General features: G+C 60.6%; 22 protein-coding genes and 1 other RNA gene. 11 read left to right on the top strand and 12 right to left on the bottom strand.

Annotated elements, in window-relative coordinates; translation table 11 throughout:
- Window positions 1-27 precede the first annotated feature (27 nt).
- On the top strand, window positions 28-729 hold the full coding sequence (locus N6G83_RS19325; protein WP_049204376.1) for a pirin family protein: 702 nt from the start codon (window positions 28-30) through the stop codon (window positions 727-729).
- Window positions 730-787: 58 nt separating this feature from the next.
- On the opposite strand, the gene rnpB is transcribed toward N6G83_RS19325, so the two are convergent.
- Both rnpB and rsmI read right to left on the bottom strand, forming a co-directional pair.
- An RNA gene (gene rnpB, locus N6G83_RS19330) (RNase P RNA component class A) lies at window positions 788-1165 on the bottom strand.
- Window positions 1166-1206: 41 nt separating this feature from the next.
- Window positions 1207-2070, bottom strand: a complete 864-nt coding sequence (gene rsmI / locus N6G83_RS19335; protein WP_004937108.1) for a 16S rRNA (cytidine(1402)-2'-O)-methyltransferase — start codon at window positions 2068-2070, stop codon at window positions 1207-1209.
- A gap of 62 nt (window positions 2071-2132) precedes the next feature.
- Between rsmI and N6G83_RS19340 the strand changes: the two genes are divergently transcribed.
- The 4 genes from N6G83_RS19340 to dolP are packed head-to-tail and all read left to right on the top strand — an operon-like array spanning window position 2133 to window position 5749.
- Entirely contained in the window at window positions 2133-4172 is a 2040-nt protein-coding gene (locus N6G83_RS19340; RefSeq protein ID WP_043141990.1) for a penicillin-binding protein activator, read from the top strand.
- Entirely contained in the window at window positions 4169-4522 is a 354-nt protein-coding gene (locus N6G83_RS19345) for a YraN family protein (RefSeq protein ID WP_015379164.1), read from the top strand. Before N6G83_RS19340 ends, N6G83_RS19345 begins: the two co-directional genes overlap by 4 nt.
- 51 nt (window positions 4523-4573) lie before the next feature.
- The gene (gene diaA / locus N6G83_RS19350; RefSeq protein WP_004937103.1) at window positions 4574-5164 is read left to right on the top strand and encodes a DnaA initiator-associating protein DiaA; all 591 of its coding nucleotides are present in this window, start codon (window positions 4574-4576) and stop codon (window positions 5162-5164) included.
- Window positions 5165-5173: 9 nt separating this feature from the next.
- Window positions 5174-5749 carry a division/outer membrane stress-associated lipid-binding lipoprotein gene (dolP, locus tag N6G83_RS19355; RefSeq protein ID WP_004937101.1) on the top strand — a complete coding sequence of 192 codons (576 nt, stop codon included), beginning with the start codon at window positions 5174-5176 and terminating at the stop codon, window positions 5747-5749.
- 39 nt (window positions 5750-5788) lie between these two features.
- On the opposite strand, the gene mtgA is transcribed toward dolP, so the two are convergent.
- From mtgA to N6G83_RS19375, 4 genes are all read right to left on the bottom strand, one after another.
- Window positions 5789-6520: a monofunctional biosynthetic peptidoglycan transglycosylase gene (gene mtgA / locus N6G83_RS19360; protein ID WP_025304358.1), complete on the bottom strand. Its 732-nt coding sequence runs from the start codon at window positions 6518-6520 to the stop codon at window positions 5789-5791.
- Window positions 6517-7170: an isoprenoid biosynthesis glyoxalase ElbB gene (elbB, locus tag N6G83_RS19365; protein ID WP_043141979.1), complete on the bottom strand. Its 654-nt coding sequence runs from the start codon at window positions 7168-7170 to the stop codon at window positions 6517-6519. Before elbB ends, mtgA begins: the two co-directional genes overlap by 4 nt.
- A 237-nt stretch (window positions 7171-7407) precedes the next feature.
- A complete protein-coding gene (arcB, locus tag N6G83_RS19370) occupies window positions 7408-9747 on the bottom strand; it encodes an aerobic respiration two-component sensor histidine kinase ArcB (RefSeq protein WP_025304360.1) in 2340 nt (779 codons plus the stop codon).
- A 92-nt stretch (window positions 9748-9839) separates the two neighbouring features.
- Window positions 9840-10778 (bottom strand): TIGR01212 family radical SAM protein, encoded by a 939-nt coding sequence (locus tag N6G83_RS19375; RefSeq protein WP_025304361.1) that lies wholly within the window; start codon window positions 10776-10778, stop codon window positions 9840-9842.
- 691 nt (window positions 10779-11469) lie between these two features.
- Between N6G83_RS19375 and gltB the strand changes: the two genes are divergently transcribed.
- From gltB to N6G83_RS19390, 3 genes are all read left to right on the top strand, one after another.
- Window positions 11470-15930, top strand: coding sequence for a glutamate synthase large subunit (gene gltB, locus N6G83_RS19380; RefSeq protein WP_025304362.1), 4461 nt, complete (start codon window positions 11470-11472; stop codon window positions 15928-15930).
- 14 nt (window positions 15931-15944) lie between these two features.
- On the top strand, window positions 15945-17363 hold the full coding sequence (locus tag N6G83_RS19385; protein ID WP_043141970.1) for a glutamate synthase small subunit: 1419 nt from the start codon (window positions 15945-15947) through the stop codon (window positions 17361-17363).
- Between the two features lie 164 nt (window positions 17364-17527).
- Window positions 17528-18007, top strand: coding sequence for a hypothetical protein (locus N6G83_RS19390; protein WP_025304364.1), 480 nt, complete (start codon window positions 17528-17530; stop codon window positions 18005-18007).
- A 62-nt stretch (window positions 18008-18069) separates the two neighbouring features.
- Here the strand turns inward: N6G83_RS19390 and sspB are convergent, their stop codons facing one another.
- The 6 genes from sspB to zapE form a co-directional block, all read right to left on the bottom strand.
- On the bottom strand, window positions 18070-18570 hold the full coding sequence (gene sspB / locus N6G83_RS19395; RefSeq protein ID WP_025304365.1) for a ClpXP protease specificity-enhancing factor: 501 nt from the start codon (window positions 18568-18570) through the stop codon (window positions 18070-18072).
- Window positions 18571-18575: 5 nt separating this feature from the next.
- Complete coding sequence (sspA, locus tag N6G83_RS19400) at window positions 18576-19217, bottom strand: stringent starvation protein SspA (protein ID WP_025304366.1); 642 nt, start codon at window positions 19215-19217, stop codon at window positions 18576-18578.
- 52 nt (window positions 19218-19269) lie between these two features.
- On the bottom strand, window positions 19270-19482 hold the full coding sequence (locus tag N6G83_RS19405) for a hypothetical protein (RefSeq protein ID WP_260524020.1): 213 nt from the start codon (window positions 19480-19482) through the stop codon (window positions 19270-19272).
- A 60-nt stretch (window positions 19483-19542) separates the two neighbouring features.
- On the bottom strand, window positions 19543-19935 hold the full coding sequence (rpsI, locus tag N6G83_RS19410) for a 30S ribosomal protein S9 (protein WP_004937080.1): 393 nt from the start codon (window positions 19933-19935) through the stop codon (window positions 19543-19545).
- 15 nt (window positions 19936-19950) lie between these two features.
- Window positions 19951-20379, bottom strand: a complete 429-nt coding sequence (gene rplM / locus N6G83_RS19415) for a 50S ribosomal protein L13 (RefSeq protein WP_004937079.1) — start codon at window positions 20377-20379, stop codon at window positions 19951-19953.
- A 275-nt stretch (window positions 20380-20654) separates the two neighbouring features.
- Window positions 20655-21782 (bottom strand): cell division protein ZapE, encoded by a 1128-nt coding sequence (gene zapE / locus N6G83_RS19420; RefSeq protein WP_025304367.1) that lies wholly within the window; start codon window positions 21780-21782, stop codon window positions 20655-20657.
- Window positions 21783-22013: 231 nt separating this feature from the next.
- On the opposite strand from zapE, the gene zapG reads away from it, so the two are divergent.
- The 3 genes from zapG to degS all read left to right on the top strand — a co-directional run bounded on the left by zapG (window position 22014) and on the right by degS (window position 25107).
- Entirely contained in the window at window positions 22014-22415 is a 402-nt protein-coding gene (gene zapG / locus N6G83_RS19425; RefSeq protein ID WP_004937074.1) for a Z-ring associated protein ZapG, read from the top strand.
- 174 nt (window positions 22416-22589) lie between these two features.
- Window positions 22590-23960: a serine endoprotease DegQ gene (gene degQ / locus N6G83_RS19430; protein WP_141999024.1), complete on the top strand. Its 1371-nt coding sequence runs from the start codon at window positions 22590-22592 to the stop codon at window positions 23958-23960.
- Between the two features lie 88 nt (window positions 23961-24048).
- Window positions 24049-25107, top strand: coding sequence for an outer membrane-stress sensor serine endopeptidase DegS (gene degS, locus N6G83_RS19435; protein WP_025304369.1), 1059 nt, complete (start codon window positions 24049-24051; stop codon window positions 25105-25107).
- Window positions 25108-25122: the final 15 nt, after the last annotated feature.

A 25122-nucleotide genomic window follows, 5' to 3' on the forward strand; every position in this document is an offset into this window, starting at 1 on the left:
GATAATGAATTTAGAGAGCCGATTGCCATGATTACATGCAGAACAGCACAACAATGCGGGCAAGCTGACTTTGGTTGGCTGCAGGCTCGCTACACCTTTTCCTTTGGTCACTACTTCGATCCCAAACTGATGGGCTACGCGTCGCTGCGGGTGCTGAATCAGGAGGTGCTGGCGCCGGGCGCGTCGTTCCAGCCGCGCACCTATCCCAGCGTCGATATCCTGAACCTGATCCTGCAAGGCGAGGCGGAATACCGCGACAGCGACGGCAACACCGCACGCGCCAAAGCCGGCGAAGCGCTGCTGTTGGCCACCCAGCCAAGCCTGAGCTACAGCGAACAGAACGTCAGCAGCGATACGCCACTGACTCGTCTGCAGCTGTGGCTGGATGCCTGCCCGGAACGCAACAACGAGCGGGTGCAGCGTCTGACGCTGCCGGCGGCAGGCAACCTGCTGCTGGCCTCGCCTGACGGCGCGCAGGGCAGCCTGCAGCTGCGCCAGCAGGTCTGGATCCATCATCTCGATCTGCAGCCGGGCGAAGAACACACGCTGACGATTAATGGGCCGCGCGCTTATCTGCAGTCGATACACGGTACCATCGCCGCCACCGGCGAGCGCCACGAGGAACAGCGCCTGACCTGCGGCGACGGCGCCTTCGTGCGCGAGGAGAACCGCCTGACGATCCGCGCCGAGACGCCGCTGCGCGCGCTGTTGATTGACCTGCCGGTGTAAGGCCGGCCGGAAAACGAAAAACCCCGCGCAACTGACGTTGCGCGGGGTTTTCTTTTGTCGAGGGAGTTGACCGGTAAGCCGGGTTCTGTCGTGGACAGTCATTCCTCTAGGCCAGCAATCGCTCACTGGCTCAAGCAGCCTACCCGGGTTCAGTACGGGCCGTACCATGTGAACCCCTATTTGGCCTTGCTCCGGGTGGAGTTTACCGTGCCACGGACTGTTGCCAGCCGCGCGGTGCGCTCTTACCGCACCCTTTCACCCTTACCTGATCCCGCTTGCGCGGGCCATCGGCGGTTTGCTCTCTGTTGCACTAGTCGTAGGCTTGCGCCTCCCAGGCGTTACCTGGCACCCTGCCCTATGGAGCCCGGACTTTCCTCCCCTCCATCTGTCTCCCCGAAGAGGACGGCAATGAAGCGGCGACTGTCTGGTCAACTCCGGCGCGGATAGTAGCGTTGCGGCGGCGGCAGGTCAACCGCTTTACGGCTGTTGTTGCTCCAGCGCGTGCTTATACAGCGCATTTTTCTTCACGCCGTGGATTTCCGCCGCCAGCGCCGCCGCCTTTTTCAGCGGCAGCTCTTTTTGCAGCAGCGCCAGCGTGCGCAGCGCCTCGAGCGGCAGCGCATCCTCCTGCGCCTTGTGGCCTTCGACGATCAGCACCATCTCACCGCGGCGGCGCACTTCATCTTCCTGCACCCACGCCAGCAGCTCGCCCACCGGCGCGCCGTGGATGGATTCCCAGGTTTTGGTCAGCTCGCGCGCCAGCACCACATAGCGCTGCGGGCCCCAGACGGTGACCATGTCCTGCAGGCTTTCCAGCAGGCGGTGGGTGGATTCGTAGAAAATCAGCGTGCGCGGTTCCTCCGCCAGCGCCATCAGCGTATCCTTGCGCCCCTTGGTTTTCGCCGGCAGGAAACCTTCGTAGCAGAAACGGTCGGAAGCGACGCCCGCGGCGCACAGCGCGGTAGTGGCGGCGCAGGCGCCCGGCAGCGGCACCACGCGAATGCCGGCCTCGCGGCAGCGGCGCACCAGGTGATAACCGGGATCGTTGATCAGCGGCGTCCCGGCGTCGGAAACCAGCGCGATGCTCTGGCCTTCCTGCAGTTTCGCCAGCAGCTGATCGGCCTTTTGCTGTTCGTTGTGGTCGTGCAGCGCGAACAGACGCGCGTTGATCGCGAAGTGTTGCAACAGCAATCCGGTATGGCGCGTATCTTCCGCCGCGATCAGATCAACGCTTTTCAGTACCTCTAACGCACGGTGGGTAATATCGCCCAGATTGCCGATGGGGGTGGGCACCACATACAGCGTTGATGCAGAAATGACTGATTGTTGGTGTTGATTCATTGTTTCATCCGGGTTGCCGATTTAATATTGAGCATCTTGAAAAAAACATCACTGGATACAGTATGCTTTCCTCAACATTCGTTCGTACCAAAGCAGGGCGTTCCAAGCCTGTCCGACTTACCGCAGTCATCGCGGCCGCCCTTTTCCTGGCAGGCTGTCCAAGTCGGGCCCCGCAAACGCCGCCCGCCAATATACAGGACGAAGCGAGCGCCAGCTCCGATTACTACCTGCAGCAGTTGCAGCAAAGCAGCGATGATAACAAGGCTGACTGGCAATTACTTGCTATTCGCGCCTTGCTGCGCGAAGGAAAACTGCCGCAGGCCGGCGACCAGTTGAATCAGCTGCCGAAAAACCTCAGCGGCGCACAGCAGACTGAGCGCCAGTTGCTGACCGCCGAACTGCAGATCGCCAACAAGAGCTACGTCAGCGCCCGCAGCACGCTGGGCCACCTGGACAGCGGTGCGCTGTCGCCGAATCAGAAGGTGCGCTACTACCAGGCGCAGATCGCCGCCAATCAAGGCAAAGCGTCGCTGCCATTGATCCGCGCCTATATCGCTCAGGAGCCGTTGCTGACCGGCAAACCGCACCAGGACAATCTGGATCAAACCTGGCAGGCCCTGCTGCAGCTGACGCCGCAGGAGATGAACAGCCTGGTGATCAACGCCGACGAGAACGTGCTGCAAGGCTGGCTGGATCTGCTGCGCGTCTATCAGGACAACAAGCAGGATCCCGATCTGCTGAAGGCCGGCATCAAAGATTGGCAGAACCGTTATCCGAAGAACCCGGCAGCCAAAACGCTGCCGGCTCGCCTGAACCAGGTGCTGAACTTCACTCAGGCCTCCACCTCGAAAATCGCCCTGCTGCTGCCGTTGAACGGCCAGGCGAAAGTGTTCGCCGACGCCATCCAGCAAGGCTTCGAAGCGGCGAAAAACGGCGGTTCCATGCCGGCGCCGCAACCTCAAGCCGCGCAACCTGCCAGCGCACCGGCCCAAACGGCGCCGGCCGATCAGGCCGCAGCGGGTGACATCAACGCCAACGGCGCCGTCAGCCCTTCGGCGCAAGAGAGCCAGCCGGCCGTGACCGCCGCGCAACCCGCTGCACCGTCCAGCGCGCCGATAACGCCGCTGCAGGCCGCTAATGCGCAGGTCAAAGTGTACGACACCACCAGCCAGCCGCTGGCCGCCTTGCTGAGCCAGGCGCAGCAGGATGGCGCTACTCTGGTGGTCGGGCCGCTGCTCAAAGAGAACGTCGATCAGCTGTCCGCCAGCACCACCACGCTGAACGTGCTGGCGCTCAACCAGCCGGAAACGCCGAAGGACAACCTGAACATCTGTTACTTCGCCCTGTCGCCGGAAGATGAAGCGCGCGACGCCGCCCGCCACATCTGGGAACAGCAGAAGCGTCAACCGCTGCTGCTGGTGCCGCGCGGCGCCTTCGGCGATCGCGTCGCCAAGGCCTTTAACCAGGAATGGCAGAAGCAAGGCGGGCAAACCGTGCTGCGTCAGGACATCGGCTCTGCCGGCGAGCTGCGCCAGATGGTGAACAGCGGCGGCATCCGCATGACCGGCACGCCGATGTCGAGCGCCCCGGCGCCGCAGAGCGTCACCATCGCCGGGCTGACCATTCCTGCGCCGCCGAGCGACGTGCCCGCCGCCACCGGCGGCAGCGTCGACGCGGTGTATATCGTCGCTACCCAGTCCCAACTGACGCTGATCAAACCGATGATCGACATGGCCACCAGCTCGCGCGGCAAACCGGCGATGTACGCCAGCTCGCGCAGCTACCAGGCCGGCGCCGGCCCGGACTTCCGTCTGGAAATGGAAGGCCTGCAGTTCAGCGATATCCCGCTGCTGGCCGGCTCAAACCCTCAGCTGCTGCAGCAGGCCAGCGCGCGCTTCCGCAACGATTACTCGCTGGTGCGCCTGTATGCAATGGGGATGGATGCCTGGACATTGGCCAACCACTTTGCTGAAATGCGCCAGCTGCCGGGTTTCCAGGTTTCCGGCACCACCGGTACGCTGAGCGCATCGCCGAACTGCGTGATCAACCGCAAGCTGCCTTGGCTGCAATACCGTCAGGGTACGGTCGTTCCGGTCTCTTGAACCCACGCGCCTCCGGGGCGGGCTACGAGTTACTGGCCCGCCGTCACCTGGAACACGCCGGGCTCACCTTCTGCGCCGCCAACGTCGCGGTGCGCGGCGGTGAGCTCGACCTCATCATGCGCGACGGCACTACCTGGGTATTCGTCGAAGTGCGCTACCGCCGCAACGACGCCTTCGGCGGCGCGGCCGCCAGCGTCACCTTTCGCAAACAACAGCGGTTGCTGCACGCCGCCGCCGTCTGGCTGGCGGGGCGCGGAGCCAGTTTTGACACATCATCTTGCCGTTTTGATGTTTTGGCCATTACCGGTAGCCAGTTAGAATGGATACCCAACGCCTTCAATGCGGATTAATTGGGGTTTTGCGGCGCAGACCGGCCCTTTGACTTAGTGGATTAATACAACGTGCTGGATAGAATTAAAGTCTGTTTTACCGAAAGCATCCAAACCCAGATCGCGGCGGCGGAAGCACTGCCGGACGCCATTTCCCGCGCTGCGATGACGCTGGTTCAATCCTTACTCAACGGCAACAAAATCCTGTGCTGCGGCAACGGCACCTCGGCGGCCAACGCGCAGCACTTCGCCGCCAGCATGATCAACCGTTTTGAAACCGAGCGCCCCAGCCTGCCAGCCATCGCCCTCAACGCCGACAACGTGGTGCTGACGGCGATCAGCAACGATCGGCTGCACGACGAAGTGTACGCCAAGCAGGTGCGCGCACTTGGGCACACCGGTGACGTGCTGCTGGCGATTTCCACCCGCGGCAACAGCCGTGATATTGTGAAAGCGGTCGAGGCGGCCGTGACCCGCGATATGACCATCGTCGCGCTCACCGGCTACGACGGTGGCGAACTGGCTGGGTTGCTCGGCCAGCAGGATGTCGAGATCCGCATCCCGTCGCACCGCAGCTCGCGCATTCAGGAAATGCATATGCTGACCGTAAACTGCCTGTGCGACCTGATAGACAATACGTTATTCCCCCACCAGGACGATTAAGGAACTGAGATGAAGCTAAAAGCCACATTTGCAGTGCTGTCCAGCGCCCTGCTGTTGCAAGGCTGTATCGCCGGCGTCGTCGTCGGCAGTGCGGCCGTCGCGACCAAAACCGCCACCGACCCGCGCAGCGTCGGGACCCAGGTGGATGACGGCACGCTGGAAGCCAGGGTCGAAAGCGCCCTGAGCAAAGACCAGCAGTTGAAGAAAGATGCCCGGGTGGTCGCCACCGCCTATCAGGGCAAGGTGCTGTTGACCGGCCAGTCGCCTAACGCCGATCTCACCGCGCGCGCCAAGCAGATCGCCATGGGCGTGGAAGGCACGACCGAAGTGTATAACGAGATCCGTCAGGGCACGCCGGTCAGCCTGAGCACCGCGTCCTCCGACACCTGGATCACCACCAAGGTGCGTTCGCAGCTGCTCACCAGCGATACGGTGAAATCGTCCAACGTGAAGGTTACTACCGAAAACGGCGAAGTGTTCTTGCTGGGCCTGGTCACGCAGCAGGAAGGGCAGTCAGCGGCGCAGATTGCTAGCCAGGTCAGCGGCGTGAAGCACGTCACGACCGCCTTTACCTATGTGAAATAAACCGCTTGGCGGGAGCGGCACCGTGCCGCTCCCGCCCGTTTAATCCAGCTTGTTCTCGCGTAAAAACGCTTCCCCGCCCAGTTGCCGCATTTGGCGCATAATCCATTGTTGACGCTGCACCACATAGCCGGACGGCGCATCGGCCCTGAAGCGGTGCGGATTCGGCAATACCGCCGCCAGCAGCGCCGCTTCGGCCGCGCTCAGACGTTTGGCCGGCTTATGGAAAAAGCGCTGTGAAGCCTCTTCCACGCCGAACACCCCGTCGCCGAACTCGACGATGTTCAGATACACCGTCAGAATACGTCGCTTGGTCCACACCAGCTCGATGCCCGACGTCAGCCCGGCCTCCAGCCCTTTGCGCAGCCAGCTGCGGCCATCCCACAGAAACAGGTTTTTAGCGGTCTGCTGCGACAGCGTGGATGCGCCGCGGATACGCGTCGGGCGTTTCTCGTTGTGGCTGAGCGCCTTTTCAATGGCCGCCACATCGAAGCCCCAATGGTCTGGAAACTTCTGATCCTCCGCCGCCATCACCGCCAGCGCCATTTGCGGCGAGATATCGTCCATCGACACCCAGTCCGAATGGGCGACGTAGCCGAAGTCGCCGCTCAGCCAGGCGCTGACTTGCCTCTCCACCATCACGGCGGAAAACGGCACCGGCAGGAAGGCAAAGAGCACAATGCCCAACACCCACAGGCCGATAATCGCGATGACACCGCGCTTCAGCCAATACCACGGGCGCAGCCGCCGCCATCCGCCGAGCGATTTTCTCATTCAGACAGTTCCAGCACCCGCGCCACCAGTTTATCGATGCCGAGGGCCGCCTGCGCGATCGACGGCGCCAGCATATAGGCTGGCGTAGTCACGATCTTGTGCTCGCTGTCCACCACGATGTCGTCCACCGGACAAATCACCGGCTCGCCGCCCATGGCGTCAATCACTTCCCCCAGGTCCGGATCGTTGCCAATGGTGAGCCGCGCTTGTTGATCCAGCAGTTTCGGCAACAGCGCCGGCGCGATGCACATCAGGCCAATTGGTTTGTTGGCCTTATGCATCTCGCGCGTCAGACGCGCCAAATCTTCATCGACCCAACATTCCGCGCCGGCTTCGGCGAAATTGCTGAGATTCTTGGCGGCACCAAAGCCACCGGGCACGATCAGCGCATCCAGCTGGGCGGCTTCCGCCAGCGCCAGCGGCTGCACTGCCCCGCGGGCAATGCGCGCCGATTCAATCAGGACATTGCGCGACTCCGCCATCTCCTCACCCGATAAGTGATTAATAACATGGCATTGTGGTTTATCAGGCGCAAAGCACACCGCCTGGGCGCCGGCACGGTCCAACGCCAGCAGCGTCAGCACCGCTTCATGGATCTCCGTACCGTCATAAACGCCGCTGCCGCTGAGGACTACACCCACCTTTTTCATCACTCTTACTCCTGTCGCTGCTGTCAACTGGTTCGTGCTCTGAGTTGACAAACACTAATCTACATCACACATTTTAATGAATCTTCTAACAAGAGCGCTTACATTTGCTATGTTGTTGGCTGTATGATGTTTAGGAATTCGCAACAACCTGCTCGACCAGAACACTGAAACCAATACGCAGGTTCACAATTTCCCTGGTGTTGGCGCAATATTCGCGCACCCCGGCTTAGGTCGGGGTCATTTTTTTTCAGCGTTCTCAACCCAAGCCCGCAGTACCTGCACATCGTTGCGCCACTCTTGCTTCAACTCATCCACCCAATCCTGCACGTTATCCCACCAGGCCGGCAGCGTCGGCGTTTGAATCTGCTGCGCCAGCTGCTGCAGATGGCGCAGACCGACCGAACCGGCGGCGCCCTTGATCTTGTGCCCTTCCTCGGTGATGCCTTTCTGATCGCGCGCCGTCATGTTGGAGTCCAGCACCGCCAGGTAGCCCGGCATCATCTGTTCGAACATCTCCAGGCTTTGGTGGATCAGCTGCGGGCCAACCAGATCCATGTACTGTTCCAGCATCGCGGTATCGAGTAACGACTCATTAATCTGCATCGCCTTGTGCTCCGTTTTCTTTGAAGTGTGAGAAGGTTGATGATCCCAATAGTGTTTGATGACCTGGGTCAGCGCCGGCACCGACAACGGCTTGCTCAGCACATCGTCCATGCCCGCCTCGAGATACTCTTTTTTGTCTTTCAGCACGTTGGCGGTCAAAGCCACCAGCGGCGGCAGCGCCTGCCCGGCATAGCGTTCGCGCAGCGCCCGGGCGATATCCAGCCCGGTCATGTCCGGCAGTTGAATGTCCAGCAGAACCAGATCGAACTCGTCCGGGTCGAACATCGCCAGCGCATCGTGGCCGTTCATCGCCACATCGACGCTGTTGCCCAATTTCTCCAGCACCGATCGCGCCACGATCACGTTCAGTTCGATATCCTCCACCAGCAGGATGTGCAGCGCCGGCAACGGCAGCTCCTCTTCCTCCGATACCTCGCTGACGGCTTCCTGCACCGCCGGCGCCTGGATGGTCAGAGTGAAGCAAGAACCGTGCCCCTGTTCGCTGCGCACGGTGATGTCACCCCCCATGCTCTGCGCCAGCCGCTTGGAGACCGCCAGCCCGATGCCGGTGCCGGTGGCCGGACGGCCGCCGCGCTGATCTTTCACCTGGTAATACATGGCGAAGATCTTGTCCTGCTCGTCCTGCGGGATGCCCATGCCCGAATCTTCCACCTCGAACACCAGCTTCTCCTGCGCCTCGCGCCGCACGCGCACCACGATTTTCCCCTGCTGGGTAAATTTCACCGCGTTGCCGATCAGGTTCCACAGAATCTGCCGCAGGCGCGTGCCGTCGGTCACGATCTGCTGCGGCAGCGGCGTCTGCGGATCCATGATGAACTGCAGCCCTTTCGGCTGCGCCAGCAGGCCGGAGAGGTTCTCCAGATCTGCCAGGAAACCGGTGAAGTCCACCGGCTGGTTGTCGAGCTGCACCTTGCGCCGCTCGAGCTTATCCATTTCGATAATGTCGTTGAAGATATTGCCGAGGGTGATGGCGCTGACGTGGATGGTCTTCAGGTATTTCAGTTGCTCGTCATTCAGCTCGGTATCGAGCAGGATGCGGCTCAGGCCGACGATGCCGTTAAGCGGCGTACGCAGCTCGTGGCTGATGGTGGAGATAAAGGTGGTCTTCTCCCTGCTGGCGTTCTCTAGCGCGTCCTGGTAGCGCTTACGCTCGGTAATATCGCGGCCGAAGCCCATCAGCCCGTGGCGTTTGCCCACCCGGTCGTAAAACGGGACCTTGCGCAGCTCGAAACAGGCCTTGCGGCCGTCGGGATACACCAGCCACTGTTCGTAGGTCAGCGAGACGTTGTGGCGGAACACCTTCTCGTCGGTCTCAATGACCTTTTCGGCGATCTCCTGGCCGTAGACGTCGAACGGCGTCAGGCCGATCAGCTGCTTCTCGCTTTTGCCGGTCAGCAGCTCCATCGCGCGGTTGCAGCCGGAGAACTCTTTGTCTTCGTTGCGGTAGTAGACCAGATCCGGCGAGGCATCGAGGAAGGAACGCAACAGCGCCGATTGCTGGCCCAGCTCAATCTGCGCCAGCTCGCGCTGTTCCATCTCTTCGGTCAGCTTTTCCATCACCTGCAGGCGCTCTTCTTCCGCCTTGATACGGTCGGCAATCTCCTGATTCAGCTGGCTGATATTGTCTTTGAGCTGCTGATTGAGCTCCAGATCGCGGTGGCGCATCTCTTCGAGCTTGTCCACCAGCCGCGCCAGCCGTTGGCGCGACTCTTCCAACTGTTCCACCACCACCGAGAGAAAATAGACCGCCCACGGGGTGATCAACAGGCCGAAGAAGATCGAACGCACCACGTCGATGCTTTCCACTTCGCCGCGCAGCAGCATGGTCACCGCCATCTGCACCACCATCGCCAGCACCACCAGCGCCGAGGCCAGCAGCAGCGAGAAGCGTACCAACCCCAGTTTCACCATTAAATCAACGTAGTACTGGGCCAACACCCGGATTTGCTTCATAGCGGCTCCCATCAGACACAATCTTTTGAATCATACCGTAAAACCGCGGTGAGATAAGGCGGCAAACGCCGAAGTGTGGCAAAGATTGCACTTCAGAACGGCATTCCAGGGTGGTAGCGCCACTTTTCATCCAGCGCGCTGCCCTGCCCACCGCGCTGTTGCAGATAAGCACCGACCGCCTGCATGCCACTCCAGCGGTTTTCGCACCACAGCGGCGCCAGCAGCGTCGGCCGACGGGCGCTGGCGGAAAGACGGTGATACACCACCTCGCCCGGCGTGTGGCGGATCATCTCCCCGGCGCTGACGGCGTAGTCCTCCAACGCCAGTTCGGACAAGCGCCCGGCGCGCCACGCGCGGGCCAGGGTACTGCCGGTCACGACGTGCAGCGGATGCAGTTTGATGCCATCCACGCCAGTCTCCACCACCCGCTGCAGCGTGAGCAGATGATCGCGCTGAGTTTCTCCCGGCAGCCCGACGATCAGATGGCAGCACACCTTCAGCCCGCGCTGCCGGGCCAGCCGCGCCGTCTGCTGATAACAGCGAAAATCATGGCCGCGATTGATGCGCTTCAGCGTTTTATCGTGCGCCGTCTGCAGCCCCAGCTCCAGCCACACTTCATAGCCTTGCTCGCGGTATCCCGCCAGCAGATCCAGCGCGGCGGGCGGCACGCAGTCCGGCCGGGTGCCGACGCACAGGCCGACCATGGCGCTCTGCGCCAACGCCTGCCGATACATCGACGCCAGCCGTTCGATCTGCGCATAGGTGCTGGTATAGGCCTGGAAATAGGCCAGATAGCGCCGCGCCCGATCGACCCGCGCGGCCTGTTGCGCCAGCTGTTCGTCGATGCTCTGGCGCTGCATCGCTTCATCGGCGAACGAGGCGACATTGCAGAACGTACAGCCGCCGCGCCCCAACGTGCCGTCGCGGTTAGGGCAGCTGAATCCGCCGTGCAGCGTGAGTTTATGGATCTTTTCGCCATAGCGGCGCTGGAGATCTGCGCCAAACATATTGACTAATTGCGGCAACTGCATAATCTTGGTGATTCTCTGTGTTCAAAGCCGCGATGCTAATAAGAAACGGCTTTTCCCGCGATGACAGAGATCAACGCTTTCCCCGCAAGGCGCCACCAGGCATAACTATTCATCATAAACGCAAATCAATTCACTATAATTCTGATGAATTATTCTAATCGTCACGCAACCGTTAACGGCAATATGACAACACGGTGAAAAATAGTCATAAACATCAGCCAAGCAATATCTTATAGAATAAAATTCTGGCATTAACCCCCGCACTAGCATGGTGCAGAGATTAAGGGGTTGCACTATAGTGAGACAGCTCACACTTCTGCGGGGATCGGTGTTGCCCCACGACAGTGCAAAAATGCATTAAATTACTTATTTATCAAATAAATAAACATCATTAATTCGATAAGAATCTATCTTAAGCCCACATTTGACCTGCGAATTCTTTCTCGCTAAGTTGGAAGTCCGCTGGAAGCTTTCTGGACGGGCAAACGTCTCGTCATATTTATGCAGTAATTGAAGACTCCCTCTTAAAACAAGTCCTATACCACTTGTGAGACCGTCACGAGAGGCCATTGATGGAGGGCGGAAAAGCAGATTGGCGGGGTTAACTTGCTGATTGGACTTCTGCCTGAAATTGGGAAGCCCCCTCGCAGTAGGTTGTGAGAGTCACGCAGAGCCTGGGGAGGTTCACGATATGTTGTACGATAAATCCCAAGAGAGGGACAACTGTGGTTTCGGCCTGATCGCCCACATAGAAGGCGAACCTAGCCACAAGGTGGTGCGCACCGCCATTCACGCGCTGGCCCGCATGCAGCACCGCGGCGCGATCCTGGCCGACGGCAAGACCGGCGACGGCTGCGGCCTGTTGCTGCAAAAACCCGATCGCTTCTTCCGCATGGTGGCGGAAGAGCGCGGCTGGCGTTTGGCCAAGAACTACGCCGTCGGCATGATGTTCCTCAGCCAGAATGAAGAGGAAGCGCGCCTCAGCCGCCGCATCGTGGAAGAAGAGCTGCAAAACGAAACGCTGTCGATCGTCGGCTGGCGCGAAGTGCCGACCAACCCGGACGTGCTGGGTGAAATCGCCCTCTCCTCCCTGCCGCGCATCGAGCAAATCTTCGTTAACGCCCCGGCCGGCTGGCGCCCGCGCGATATGGAGCGCCGCCTGTTCGTGGCGCGTCGCCGCATCGAGAAACGCGTGCAGGACGACAGTTTCTACGTCTGCAGCTTCTCTAACCTGGTGACGATCTATAAAGGCCTGTGCATGCCTGCGGATCTGCCGCGCTTCTATCTCGATCTGGCGGACCTGCGCCTGGAGTCGGCCATATGCCTGTTCCACCAGCGCTTCTCCACCAACACCGTGCCGCGCTGGCCGCTGGCGCAGCCGTTCCGCTACCTGGCGCACAACGGCGAAATCAATACCATCACCGGCAACCGCCAATGGGCGCGTGCCCGTACCTACAAATTCCAAACGCCGCTGATCCCGGATCTGCAAGCCGCCGCGCCGTTCGTCAACGAAACCGGCTCCGACTCCAGTTCGCTGGACAACATGCTGGAGCTGCTGCTGGCGGGCGGGATGGATCTCATCCGCGCCATGCGCCTGCTGGTGCCGCCGGCCTGGCAGAACAACCCGGACATGGACGGCGATCTGCGCGCCTTCTTCGACTTCAACTCGATGCACATGGAGCCGTGGGACGGCCCGGCCGGCATCGTGATGTCCGACGGCCGCTACGCCGCCTGTAACCTCGATCGCAACGGCCTGCGCCCGGCGCGCTACGTGATCACCAAAGACAAGCTGATCACCTGCGCCTCCGAAGTCGGCATCTGGGATTACCAGCCGGATGAAGTGGTGGAAAAAGGCCGCGTTGGCCCCGGCGAGCTGATGGTGATCGACACCCGCAGCGGCCGCATCCTGCACTCAGCGGAAACCGACAACGATCTGAAAAGCCGCCACCCGTATAAAGAGTGGATGGAGAAAAACGTCAAACGCCTGGTGCCGTTCGAAGATCTGCCGGACGATCAGGTCGGCAGCCGCGAGCTCGACGACGCGCAGCTCGAAACCTACCAGAAACAGTTCGGCTACAGCAGCGAAGAGCTGGATCAGGTGATCCGCGTGCTGGGCGAGATTGGCCAGGAAGCCACCGGTTCGATGGGCGACGATACCCCGTTCGCCGTGCTCTCCAGCCGGCCGCGCATCGTTTACGACTACTTCCGCCAGCAGTTCGCGCAGGTCACCAACCCGCCGATCGATCCGCTGCGCGAAGCGCACGTCATGTCGCTGGCCACCAGCATCGGGCGTGAAATGAACGTGTTCTGCGAAGCCGAAGGCCAGGCGCACCGCCTGAGCTTCAAATCGCCGATCCTGCTGTACTCCGATTTCAAACAGCTCACCACGCTGGAAGGCGAATACTATCGCGCCGAGACGCTCGATCTGACCTTCGATCCGCAGCAGCAGGATCTGGAGCAGACCATTCGCGCCCTGTGCGACGAAGCGGAACGCAAGGTGCGCGAAGGCGCAGTTCTGTTGGTGCTGTCCGACCGCGCCATCGCGCCCGGCCGCCTGCCGGTACCGGCTCCGATGGCTGTGGGCGCCGTGCAAACCCGCCTGGTGGAGAAGAGCCTGCGCTGCGACGCCAACCTGATCGTTGAAACCGCCAGCGCCCGCGATCCGCACCACTTCGCCGTGCTGCTCGGCTTCGGCGCGACCGCCATCTACCCGTACCTGGCCTATGAAACCCTGGCCAAGCTGGTGGACAGCCAGGCGATCGACAAGAAATACCGCGACGTGATGCTGAACTACCGCAACGGCATCAACAAAGGCCTGTACAAGATCATGTCCAAGATGGGCATCTCGACCATCGCCTCTTATCGCTGCTCCAAGCTGTTCGAAGCGGTCGGCCTGCACCGCGATCTGGCGGATCTGTGCTTCCAGGGCGTGGTCAGCCGCATCGGCGGTGCCAGCTTCAGCGACTTCCAGCAGGATCTGCAGAACCTCTCCAAGCGCGCCTGGCTGAAACGCAAACCGCTGGAGCAAGGCGGCCTGCTGAAGTTCGTACACGGCGGCGAATACCACGCCTACAACCCGGACGTGGTGAACTCGCTGCAAAAAGCGGTGCACAGCGGCGAGTACAGCGACTACCAGGCCTACGCCAAGCTGGTGAACGAGCGGCCGATCGCCATGCTGCGCGATCTGCTGGCCATCACGCCGAAAGGTGAACCGATCCCGGTCGATCAGGTCGAACCGGCGGAGTCGCTGTTCAAACGCTTCGACACCGCGGCGATGTCGATCGGCGCACTGAGCCCGGAAGCGCACGAGTCGCTGGCGATCGCCATGAACGGTCTCGGCGGCTTCTCCAACTCTGGCGAAGGCGGCGAAGATCCGGCGCGCTACCGCACCAACAAGGTGTCGCGCATCAAACAGGTGGCCTCCGGCCGCTTCGGCGTGACGCCGGCCTACCTGGTGAACGCCGACGTGATCCAAATTAAGGTCGCGCAAGGCGCCAAGCCGGGCGAAGGCGGCCAGCTACCGGGCGACAAAGTCACTCCGTACATCGCCAGATTGCGTTATTCAGTGCCGGGCGTGACGCTGATCTCCCCGCCGCCGCACCACGACATCTACTCGATCGAAGATCTGGCGCAGCTGATCTTCGACCTGAAGCAGGTCAACCCGAAGGCGGTGATTTCGGTGAAACTGGTGTCCGAGCCGGGCGTCGGCACCATCGCCACCGGCGTGGCGAAAGCCTATGCCGATCTGATCACCATCGCCGGTTACGACGGCGGCACCGGCGCCAGCCCGCTGTCCTCGGTGAAATATGCCGGCTGTCCGTGGGAACTGGGCCTGGTGGAAACCCAGCAGGCGCTGGTGGCCAACGGCCTGCGCCACAAGATCCGCCTGCAGGTGGACGGCGGCCTGAAAACCGGCGTGGACATCGTCAAAGCGGCGATCCTGGGCGCGGAAAGCTTCGGCTTCGGCACCGGGCCGATGGTGGCGCTGGGCTGCAAATACCTGCGCATCTGCCACCTCAACAACTGCGCGACCGGCGTCGCGACTCAGGACGACAAGCTGCGCCGCGATCACTACCACGGCCTGCCGGAACGCGTGACGAATTACTTCCAGTTTATCGCGCGTGAAACCCGCGAGATCATGGCCCAACTGGGCGTGAGCCAACTGGTGGATCTGATCGGCCGCACCGAGTTCCTGACCGAGCTGGACGGCATCTCCGCCAAGCAGAACAAGCTGGATCTGTCGCCGCTGCTGAAAACCGCCACGCCGCATCCGGGCAAAGCGGTGTACTGCACCGAAAGCAGCAACCCGGCGTTCGACAAGGGCCTGCTGAACAAAGAGCTGCTGGCGCAGGCGCAGCCGTACATCGAAGCGAAGCAGGGTAAAACCTTCTACTTCGACATTCGCAACACCGACCGCTCCGTGGGCGCCATGCTGTCCGGCGCGATCGCCGACGTGCACGGCGATCAGGGCATGGCGGCCGATCCTATCAAGGCGCACTTCTCCGGCACCGCCGGGCAGAGCTTCGGCGTTTGGAACGCCGGCGGCGTCGAGCTGACCCTGACCGGCGATGCCAACGACTATGTCGGCAAAGGCATGGCCGGCGGCAGCATCGCAGTGCGTCCGCCGATCGGCTCCGCCTTCCGCAGCCATGAAGCCAGTATCGTCGGCAACACCTGCCTGTACGGCGCCACCGGCGGCAAGCTGTTCGCTGCCGGCCGCGCGGGCGAACGCTTCGCGGTGCGCAACTCCGGCGCCATCACCGTGGTGGAAGGCATCGGCGACAACGGCTGCGAATACATGACCGGCGGCATCGTCTGTGTGCTGGGTAAAACCGGCATCAACTTCGGTGCCGGCATGACCGGCGGCTTTGCCTACGTGTTGGACGAAGATGGCGAGTTCCGCAAGCGCGTGAACCCGGAGCTGGTGGAAGTGCTGGATGTCGATCAGCTGGCGATCCATGAGGAGCACCTGCGCGGCCTGATCACCGAACACGTGCAGGCGACCGGCTCTTCCCGCGCGGAAGAGATCCTGGCCAACTGGCCGGAGTGGGCGCCAAAGTTCGCCCTGGTCAAACCGAAGTCTAGCGATGTCAAAGCGCTGTTGGGTCACCGTAGCCGCTCCGCAGCCGAGCTGCGGGTGCAGGCGCAGTAAGAGGTAGGTCATTAATGAGCCAGAACGTTTATCAATTTATCGACCTGCAGCGTGTTGATCCGCCAAAGAAACCGCTGAAGATCCGCAAAATCGAGTTCGTCGAGATCTACGAACCGTTTTCGGAAACCCAGGCCAAGGCCCAGGCGGACCGCTGTCTGTCCTGCGGCAACCCGTATTGCGAGTGGAAGTGCCCGGTGCACAACTACATCCCGAACTGGCTGAAGCTGGCCAACGAAGGCCGCATCATGGAAGCGGCGGACCTGGCGCATCAGACCAACAGCCTGCCGGAAGTGTGCGGCCGCGTGTGCCCGCAGGATCGCCTGTGCGAAGGCTCCTGCACCCTGAACGACGAGTTCGGTGCGGTCACCATCGGCAATATCGAGCGCTACATCAGCGATAAGGCCATCGAAATGGGCTGGAAGCCGGACATGTCGCACGTGCAACCGACCGGCAAGCGCGTGGCGATCGTCGGTGCCGGCCCTGCCGGGCTGGCCTGCGCCGACGTGCTGACCCGCAACGGCGTCAAAGCGGTGGTGTATGACCGTCATCCTGAGATCGGCGGCCTGCTGACCTTCGGTATCCCGGCCTTCAAGCTGGAAAAGGAAGTGATGGTCAAACGCCGCGGCATCTTCAGCGAGATGGGCATCGAGTTCCAGCTGAACACCGAAGTGGGCAAAGACATCAGCATGGAGACCTTGCTGAGCGAGTACGATGCGGTGTTCCTCGGCGTCGGTACCTATCAGTCGATGCGCGGCGGCCTGGAGAACGAAGAGGCGCAGGGCGTGTACGACGCGCTACCGTTCCTGATCGCCAACACCAAGCAACTGATGGGCTATGAAACCGAGCAGCACGAGCCTTACGTCAGCATGGAAGGCAAGCGGGTAGTGGTGCTGGGCGGCGGCGATACCGCCATGGACTGTGTGCGTACCTCGGTGCGTCAGGGCGCGACGCAGGTCGTCTGCGCCTACCGCCGCGACGAGGCCAACATGCCGGGCTCCAAGCGCGAAGTGAAGAACGCGCGGGAAGAAGGGGTGGACTTCCAGTTCAACCTGCAGCCGCTGAGCATCGAACTGAACAGCGCCGGTCGCGTGGCCGGGGTGAAAATGGTGCGCACTCAGCTGGGCGCACCGGATGCCAACGGCCGTCAGGCGGCGGAGCAGGTACCGGGTTCCGAACACGTTATCGACGCCGACGCGGTGGTGATGGCGTTCGGCTTCCGCCCACACCGTATGGACTGGCTGGCGGCGCACGACGTGCAGCTCGATAAACAGGGCCGCATCGTGGCGCCGGAAGGCAGCGACAACGCATTCCAGACCAGCAACCCGAAAATCTTCGCCGGTGGCGACGCGGTCCGCGGCTCCGACCTGGTGGTGACGGCGATCGCCGAAGGCCGCAAAGCGGCAGACGGCATCATGAACTACCTGGAAGTGTAAACCTTCCGTACCGCCAAAGGCCCGGCGCGTTGCCGGGCCTTTGTTTTAACCGGCCACGCTTTGTAACAACCTCCCCTCTCCCCACCGCCTCAACGCGCTATAGTATTGAGTTAGCACCATTGCAGGGCGCGGCTGCGCCTGACACCGAGATAAGGATAGCGAACATGAAATGCTCCATTTCCCTGTTGGCCGGCGCGCTGCTGGCCGTCAGTTTCAGCGCCTCAGCCCTGGCGCTGGATTCGCAGGAGGTCGGTTACAATATCGAAGCGCGCGGCGCGCGGCCGGTCGTGGCGCAGTTGGGCAAGGCCGGGCAGTTCAGCGCCGTGGAAAACAGCATCCGGTTGGGGGACGACAACTGGATTGCTCTGGCGCCCAAGCTGGCCGGCGGCGGCAATGCCGGATTTACCGCCGGCATTAAATCTGCCCTCTCCGCGGCCCTGATCTACAACCCGGCAGCGGTATTGCAGGCGCTCAACAAAGGCAACGATCTGCCGCTCAATGACATCTGCACCGCGCCACCGGAAGTGCAAGGCGACACCGCCATCACCAGCTTCCGTGAGCGTGCAGCCCACGCGCTGTCCACCGTGCGCGTAGGCGATCTCAGCGCGCCGCGCGATGCCTGCATTGCCGCCTTGAAAGGCTGATCCGCTTCGTCCGGGCAAAAAAAAGCACCCCACGGGGTGCTTTTTCGTTTGTTCACGCGGGCTTATTTCACCACGCGCAGCGCCGGGCGGCCACCGCGCGGCGGCTGCGGCGGTTCGTCGTCCGGGCCGTCATCTTCCGCGGTATCCGGGCGATCGCCGTCGATCACTGACATCAGGGTTTCCGAAGGGATCGTCTCATTGTCCAGACCTTCGAACACGCCTTCGCTCTCGTCGTAGGCGGCTTCCGGTTCGAACATCGTGCCGGCGCCGTTTTCACGCGCATAAATCGCCAGTACGGCTGCCATCGGCACCGAAACCTGACGCGGCACGCCGCCGAAACGTGCGTTAAACTGCACGTCTTCGTTGCCCAACGCCAGGTTGCCTACCGCGCGCGGCGCGATATTCAGCACGATCTGGCCATCACGCGCGAACTCCATCGGCACCTGAACATCCGGGCGAGTCACGTCGACCACCAGGTGCGGCGTCAGCTGGTTATCCAGCAACCAGTCGTAGAACGCCCGCAGCAGATACGGGCGACGCGGCGTCATCTGAGACATGTCCATCGCGCTTAGCCCCGGGTTTGCAGGCGCATTTCACGCTCGGCTTCGGTCAGGGAAGCCAGGAAAGCGTCGCGTTCGAAGACGCGGGTCATATAGCCTTTCAGCTCTTTAGAGCCGGCGCCGCTCAATTCGATGCCCAGCTGCGGCAGACGCCACAACAGCGGTGCCAGGTAGCAATCCACCAGGCTGAACTCTTCGCTCATGAAATACGGCGTCTGGCCGAAGATAGGCGCGATCGCCAACAGCTCTTCACGCAGCTGACGACGGGCGGATTCCGCTTCCTGACCGCTGCTCTTCTCGATCTTGTCCATCAGCGAGTACCAGTTCTTCTCGATGCGCAGCATCATCAGACGGCTCTCACCACGGGCAACCGGGTAAACCGGCATCAGCGGCGGGTGCGGGAAGCGCTCATCCAGATATTCCATGATGATGCGGGATTCATACAGGGTCAGTTCGCGATCGACCAGCGTAGGCACCGTCTGGTAAGGGTTGAGGTCAATCAGATCTTGCGGCAGGTTATCCATTTCGACCTGCTCGATCTCGACGCTGACACCTTTCTCCGCCAGTACGATACGTACTTGATGGCTAAAAATGTCGGTCGGGCCAGAGAACAGCGTCATTACCGAACGTTTGTTGGCAGCGACAGCCATGAAAACCTCCAAGTTATCTAGAAAATACTGCGAATAGCCAACTGACAGGCTGCTATCCTGAATAATCTTGCCGCAGGCCGGCAGCACGCAGCGCGACCCAAACCCATAAAAAACCGGCCCAGGAGGTCAACTGCACGGCGAACAGGCGCAAAAGTGGGTGATAGTTTACCAGATTTTGCTTGTTTTGTGGGGGCGCTGCGGCGAATTCATGTTGAATTGTCTGATATGCCACAGATTTTAGTCGGGGACGGCGGATTTCAGGCATAAAAAAACCCGGTGAAGCACCGGGTTTTTTGCGTAAATCGCACTGCCGAAGCAGCGAAAATTAACGCTTGGAGAACTGCGGACGACGACGTGCTTTACGCAGACCGACTTTCTTACGTTCAACCTGACGAGCGTCACGGGTGACGAAGCCAGCTTTACGCAGTTCAGAACGCAGAGTCTCATCGTACTCCATCAGCGCACGGGTGATACCGTGACGGATAGCGCCAGCTTGACCGGAGATACCACCACCTTTAACGGTGATGTACAGATCCAGTTTGCCAACCATGTCGACCAGTTCCAGCGGCTGACGAACTACCATGCGGGCAGTTTCGCGACCGAAGTACTGTTCCAGGCTGCGCTGGTTGATAACGATGTTACCGTTGCCCGGCTTGATGAAGACGCGAGCGGCGGAGCTTTTGCGGCGACCAGTGCCGTAGTATTGATTTTCAGCCATTGCCATTAATCCCGATTAAATGTCCAGAACTTGCGGTTGCTGTGCCGCGTGATTGTGCTCGGTGCCCGCGTAAACTTTCAGTTTACGGAACATAGCACGACCCAGCGGGCCCTTTGGCAGCATGCCTTTAACCGCGATTTCAATCACGCGCTCAGGACGGCGGGCAATCATCTCTTCAAAGGTCGCTTGCTTGATACCACCGATGTGGCCGGTGTGGTGGTAGTACACTTTGTCTGTACGCTTGTTGCCGGTTACAGCAACTTTGTCAGCGTTCAGAACGATGATGTAATCACCGGTATCCACGTGCGGGGTGTATTCCGCTTTATGCTTGCCGCGCAGGCGACGAGCCAGTTCAGTAGCGAGACGGCCTAAAGTTTTACCATCTGCATCAACAACGTACCAGTCGCGTTTTACGGTTTCTGGTTTAGCTGTAAAAGTTTTCATTAGAAAGCTTACCCAATAATTAGTTACACGTTGGTGAACACCCAAACGCTCGAAAACAGTTGAGGCTCACACGACCATACAAGTCCAGCAAACCTACCCCTTCGAATAGCCATTGCCGGCACTATAAAGTTTTTGGGAAAAAAAACTTTGTTGTAACGTGGGGTCGCAAGATTATAGAGAAGTCGCTCACAAAGATCGAACGGTTTTTGAATGGAAAATAAATTTATCGCCGGCGGCGGACAACCGGCGATATGGCGGCGGCAAGCCCGGCAGATTCAGGGCAGATGCGGCAGCTTGAGGTACTCTTCGCTCTGCATTTCCTGCAGGCGCGACAGGCAGCGCTGGAATTCAAATTTCAGCTGCACCCCCTGATAGATCTCGAACATCGACGCTTCGGCGCCGATCACCAGCTTGATGTGCCGTTCGTAGAATTCGTCCACCAACGCCAGGAAACGGCGCGCGGTATTCTCTTTCAGCGGCCCCATCACCCGCACATTATACAGGATCACGCTGTGATACAGCCGCGACAGTGCGATGTAGTCCAGTTGGCTGCGCGCCTCTTCGCACAACGTGTGGAAATCCACCGCCAGCACGCCGTCCACCGAACGGATCGCCTGCAGCGGCCGATGGTTGATCTGCAGCACCGGCGCGTCCTCCCCTGACTTGCCCGCCAGCTTGACGAACATCCGATCCAGCGTCTCGCGCGTCTGGTCGCTCAGCGGCGTCAGGTAGAGGTGCGCCTGGGTCAGGGTACGCAGACGATAGTCGATGCCGGCGTCGACGTTCATCACGTCGCAGTACTCGTTGATCAGATCGATGGCCGGCAGGAAACGCGCCCGCTGCAGACCGTTGCGGTACAGATCGTCCGGCGGGATGTTCGACGTGGCCACCAGCGTGATGCCGCGCGCGAACAGCGCCTGCAGCAGCGTGGCCAGCAGCATGGCGTCGGTGATGTCGGACACGAAGAATTCGTCGAAGCACAGCACGTCGGTCTCGGCCTTAAAGCCGTCGGCGACGATTTCCAGCGGGTTTTCCCGCCCCTGCAACTCGGTCAGCTCTTCATGCACCCGCAGCATGAAGCGGTGAAAGTGCAGACGCATTTTGCGATCGCCCGGCAAACTGTGGAAGAACATATCCATCAACCAGGTTTTGCCGCGCCCGACGCCGCCCCACATATACAGCCCCTGCACCGGGCGCTGTGGCGCCGTGTCGCCGCCCTTGCCCAGCAAGCGGCTGAGCTTGCCGCGCAGCCCGCCGGCAGGCGCGCTCGCCGCCGGCTTTTGCAGTAGAGCCTGATAAATGCGATCCAGTTGAGTCACGGCCCGGCGTTGAACCTCATCGGCCTGATATTCACCCGCATCCAGCGCCTGCTGGTAGCGAGATAACGGTGATAGTGCCTGCATCTGTTCGATGTTCCCTAAGAACGCTTAGAAATTATTTAGCCAACGTTGGCGGCAAGTTGATGCCGATTAGCACCGTTATCGCCACAAATACCCGCTGCGGGCGCCGCTGAAAACCCTGTAAAAATTAGGTGGAAGCGCATCAGGATTCCACTCGGACAAGGTTAACGGTTATAGTGGATATTATTAAGTGAAAAATCCCTGCGGAACAACGAAGTCAAAATAGGAGTCATCATGACCTGGGAGTATGCGCTGATTGGTTTGGTCGTCGGTATCGTGATTGGTGCGGTGGCGATGCGTTTTGGCAACCGTAAATTACGTCAACAACAAGTCCTGCAGAACGAGCTGGACAAGAGCAAAACCGAGCTGGAAGAGTACCGTCAGGAGCTGGTCGGCCACTTTGCCCGCAGCGCCGAGCTGCTGGACAACATGGCGCGCGATTATCGTCAGCTGTACCAGCACATGGCGAAAAGCTCGAACAACCTGCTGCCGGATCTGCCGATGCAGGAAAATCCGTTCCGCTATCGCCTGACCGAAGCGGAAGCAGACAACGATCAAGCGCCGGTGGAAATGCCGCGCGACTATTCGGAAGGTGCCTCCGGCCTGCTGCGCGGGCAAAGCGCGCGCCGCGACTGATCCCCTTCGCCCGCGGGGCCACCCGCGGGCTTCCTCGCGTTTACCGTCTTGACCTTCCCTCGCATTACCTTTACTGAACTTTGCACGCAAATTCACGGTCTTACCCTTCACTATGACAAGGTGATTGCCTTATCATCAAATTTTCATCGGCAGGTATTGAGAGAGTTATAATCAATGAAGAAAAAGTCGTTAATTCTTAGTGCATTGGCAATGAGCCTCGGCCTGACGCTCAGCTCCGTACCGGTGGCCAACGCGGCCCTGCCCGTCGCCGTTCAGGGGCAGCCGCTGCCGAGCCTGGCGCCGATGCTGGAAAAAGTCTTGCCGGCCGTAGTGAGCGTGCATGTCGCCGGCACTCAGGTGCAGCGTCAACAGCTGCCGGAAGAGTTCAGACGCTTCTTCGGCCCTAACTTCCCCGGCCAACAGCAGAGCTCCCGCCCGTTTGAGGGGCTGGGTTCCGGCGTGATCATCGACGCCGCCAAAGGCTACGTGCTGACCAACAACCACGTCATCAACAACGCCGATAAAATTCGCGTGCAGTTGAACGACGGGCGCGAGCTGGACGCCAAGCTGGTTGGCCGCGATGAGCAATCCGACATCGCCCTGCTGCAGCTCAGTGACACCAAGAATCTGACCGCCATCAAGATGGCCGACTCCGATCAGCTGCGCGTCGGCGACTTTGCCGTCGCGGTCGGCAACCCGTTCGGCCTGGGCCAAACCGCCACCTCCGGCATTATCTCGGCGCTGGGGCGTTCCGGCCTGAATCTGGAAGGGCTGGAAAACTTCATTCAGACCGACGCCTCCATCAACCGCGGTAACTCCGGCGGCGCGCTGGTTAATCTGAATGGCGAGCTGATCGGCATCAATACCGCCATTTTGGCGCCGAGCGGCGGCAACGTCGGCATCGGCTTCGCCATTCCGAGCAATATGGCGCAGAACCTGAGCCAGCAGCTGATTGAATTCGGCGAAGTGAAACGCGGCCTGCTGGGCATCAAGGGCAGCGAAATGACCCCGGATATGGCCAAAGCCTTTAACACCGACGCGCAGCGCGGCGCCTTCGTCAGCGAAGTGCTGCCGAAATCCGCCGCCGCCAAGGCGGGCATCAAGGCTGGGGATATCCTGGTCTCCGTCGACGGTAAACCGGTGAGCAGCTTCGCCGAACTGCGCGCCAAGGTGGGCACCACCGCGCCGGGCAAAACCCTCAAGGTGGGCCTGCTGCGCGATGGCAAACCGCAGGAAGTCTCGGTCACGCTGGACAACAGCGAGAGCGCCTCGACCAATGCCGAAACGCTGTCGCCGGCGCTGCAGGGCGTCTCCCTCAGTAACGGCGCGTTGCCGAGCGGTGACAAGGGTGTGAAGGTGGAGAACGTGAATAAAGGGTCAACGGCGGCGCAGATCGGCCTGCAGAAAGGCGACGTGATCATCGGCGTCAACCGTCAGCGCGTGGACAACATCACTACGCTGCGCAAAGTGCTGGAGGCCAAGCCACCGGTGATGGCGCTCAATATCGTGCGCGGTAACGAAACCATTTATCTGCTACTGCGTTAATTTGTGCAAAAACCGGGCTCGGTGACATACTGCGCCCGGTTAACTCATGCTATCCTCCGAACATCGTTCACCACACCACGAAAACTCCATGTTTGCTAAGCTCTTGCGTTCTGTCGTTATCGGTCTCATCGTTGCCGGCCTGCTGTTGGTCGCTCTGCCCATGCTGCGCTCTTCCAACGGCCTGTTTGCAGAGAAAACCGAGAATACCAGCGACGAAACGCCGGTGAGCTACAACAAGGCGGTGCGCCGCGCCGCCCCCGCCGTGGTGAACATCTACAACCGCAACCTGAACGGCGCCGCCAATGTGCTGTCGCTCGGTTCCGGCGTGATCATGAACGAACGCGGCTATATCATCACCAACCGCCACGTGATCAAAGACGCTCAGCAGATCACCGTGGTGTTGCAGGATGGCCGCCGCTACGAAGCACTGTTGGTCGGCTCCGACGGCCTGACCGATTTGGCGGTGCTGAAGATCGATCCCGGCAATTTACCGGTGATCCCGACCAATAAAAATCGCGTTGCCCACGTCGGCGACGTGGTGCTGGCAATCGGCAACCCGTATAACCTGGGGCAAACCGTGACTCAGGGCATTCTCAGCGCTACCGGGCGCATCAGTATGAGCACCACCGGCCGCCAGACGTTCCTGCAGACCGACGCCTCAATCAACCGCGGCAACTCCGGCGGCGCGCTGGTCAACTCGCTGGGTGAGCTGATCGGCATCAATACCCTGACCTATGACAAAATCACCGACGGCGAAACGCCGGAGGGTCTCGGTTTTGCCATTCCGATCGAGCTGGCCACCAAAATCATGGACAAGCTGATCCGCGACGGCCGCGTGATCCGTGGCTATTTCGGCATTCAGGGCAAAGAGATCATTCCGCTGCGCTCCTCCAATTCCGGCATCGATCGCCTGCAGGGCATCATCGTGACCGAAATTACGCCGAACGGCCCGGCGAGCAGCGCCGGTTTCCAGATCAACGACATCATCATCAACGTGGATAACAAACCGGCGGTGTCCGTGCTGGAAACCATGGATCAGGTAGCGGAGATCAGACCGGGCACCGAGATACCGGTCATCGTGTTGCGCGACGGCAAACGCATTACGCTGAAAATGACGGTGGGTGAATTCCCGGAAGACAGCAATTAAAAAAGGGCCGGCATT

The organism is Serratia sp. PL7, assembly GCF_945957435.1.

What these genes read in the sequence shown, in the direction of transcription:
- elbB (WP_043141979.1), bottom strand. Translation starts at nt 7,170, where the DNA reads ATGAAAAAGGTGGGTGTAGTCCTCAGCGGCAGCGGCGTTTATGACGGT.
- rpsI (WP_004937080.1), bottom strand. Translation starts at nt 19,935, where the DNA reads ATGGCTGAAAATCAATACTACGGCACTGGTCGCCGCAAAAGCTCCGCC.
- N6G83_RS19405 (WP_260524020.1), bottom strand. Translation starts at nt 19,482, where the DNA reads ATGCCTGAAATCCGCCGTCCCCGACTAAAATCTGTGGCATATCAGACA.
- sspA (WP_025304366.1), bottom strand. Translation starts at nt 19,217, where the DNA reads ATGGCTGTCGCTGCCAACAAACGTTCGGTAATGACGCTGTTCTCTGGC.
- degS (WP_025304369.1), top strand. Translation starts at nt 24,049, where the DNA reads ATGTTTGCTAAGCTCTTGCGTTCTGTCGTTATCGGTCTCATCGTTGCC.
- arcB (WP_025304360.1), bottom strand. Translation starts at nt 9,747, where the DNA reads ATGAAGCAAATCCGGGTGTTGGCCCAGTACTACGTTGATTTAATGGTG.
- dolP (WP_004937101.1), top strand. Translation starts at nt 5,174, where the DNA reads ATGAAGCTAAAAGCCACATTTGCAGTGCTGTCCAGCGCCCTGCTGTTG.
- rplM (WP_004937079.1), bottom strand. Translation starts at nt 20,379, where the DNA reads ATGAAAACTTTTACAGCTAAACCAGAAACCGTAAAACGCGACTGGTAC.
- zapE (WP_025304367.1), bottom strand. Translation starts at nt 21,782, where the DNA reads ATGCAGGCACTATCACCGTTATCTCGCTACCAGCAGGCGCTGGATGCG.
- sspB (WP_025304365.1), bottom strand. Translation starts at nt 18,570, where the DNA reads ATGGACATGTCTCAGATGACGCCGCGTCGCCCGTATCTGCTGCGGGCG.
- zapG (WP_004937074.1), top strand. Translation starts at nt 22,014, where the DNA reads ATGACCTGGGAGTATGCGCTGATTGGTTTGGTCGTCGGTATCGTGATT.
- N6G83_RS19340 (WP_043141990.1), top strand. Translation starts at nt 2,133, where the DNA reads ATGCTTTCCTCAACATTCGTTCGTACCAAAGCAGGGCGTTCCAAGCCT.
- N6G83_RS19385 (WP_043141970.1), top strand. Translation starts at nt 15,945, where the DNA reads ATGAGCCAGAACGTTTATCAATTTATCGACCTGCAGCGTGTTGATCCG.
- N6G83_RS19390 (WP_025304364.1), top strand. Translation starts at nt 17,528, where the DNA reads ATGAAATGCTCCATTTCCCTGTTGGCCGGCGCGCTGCTGGCCGTCAGT.
- mtgA (WP_025304358.1), bottom strand. Translation starts at nt 6,520, where the DNA reads ATGAGAAAATCGCTCGGCGGATGGCGGCGGCTGCGCCCGTGGTATTGG.
- gltB (WP_025304362.1), top strand. Translation starts at nt 11,470, where the DNA reads ATGTTGTACGATAAATCCCAAGAGAGGGACAACTGTGGTTTCGGCCTG.
- degQ (WP_141999024.1), top strand. Translation starts at nt 22,590, where the DNA reads ATGAAGAAAAAGTCGTTAATTCTTAGTGCATTGGCAATGAGCCTCGGC.
- rsmI (WP_004937108.1), bottom strand. Translation starts at nt 2,070, where the DNA reads ATGAATCAACACCAACAATCAGTCATTTCTGCATCAACGCTGTATGTG.
- N6G83_RS19325 (WP_049204376.1), top strand. Translation starts at nt 28, where the DNA reads ATGATTACATGCAGAACAGCACAACAATGCGGGCAAGCTGACTTTGGT.
- N6G83_RS19375 (WP_025304361.1), bottom strand. Translation starts at nt 10,778, where the DNA reads ATGCAGTTGCCGCAATTAGTCAATATGTTTGGCGCAGATCTCCAGCGC.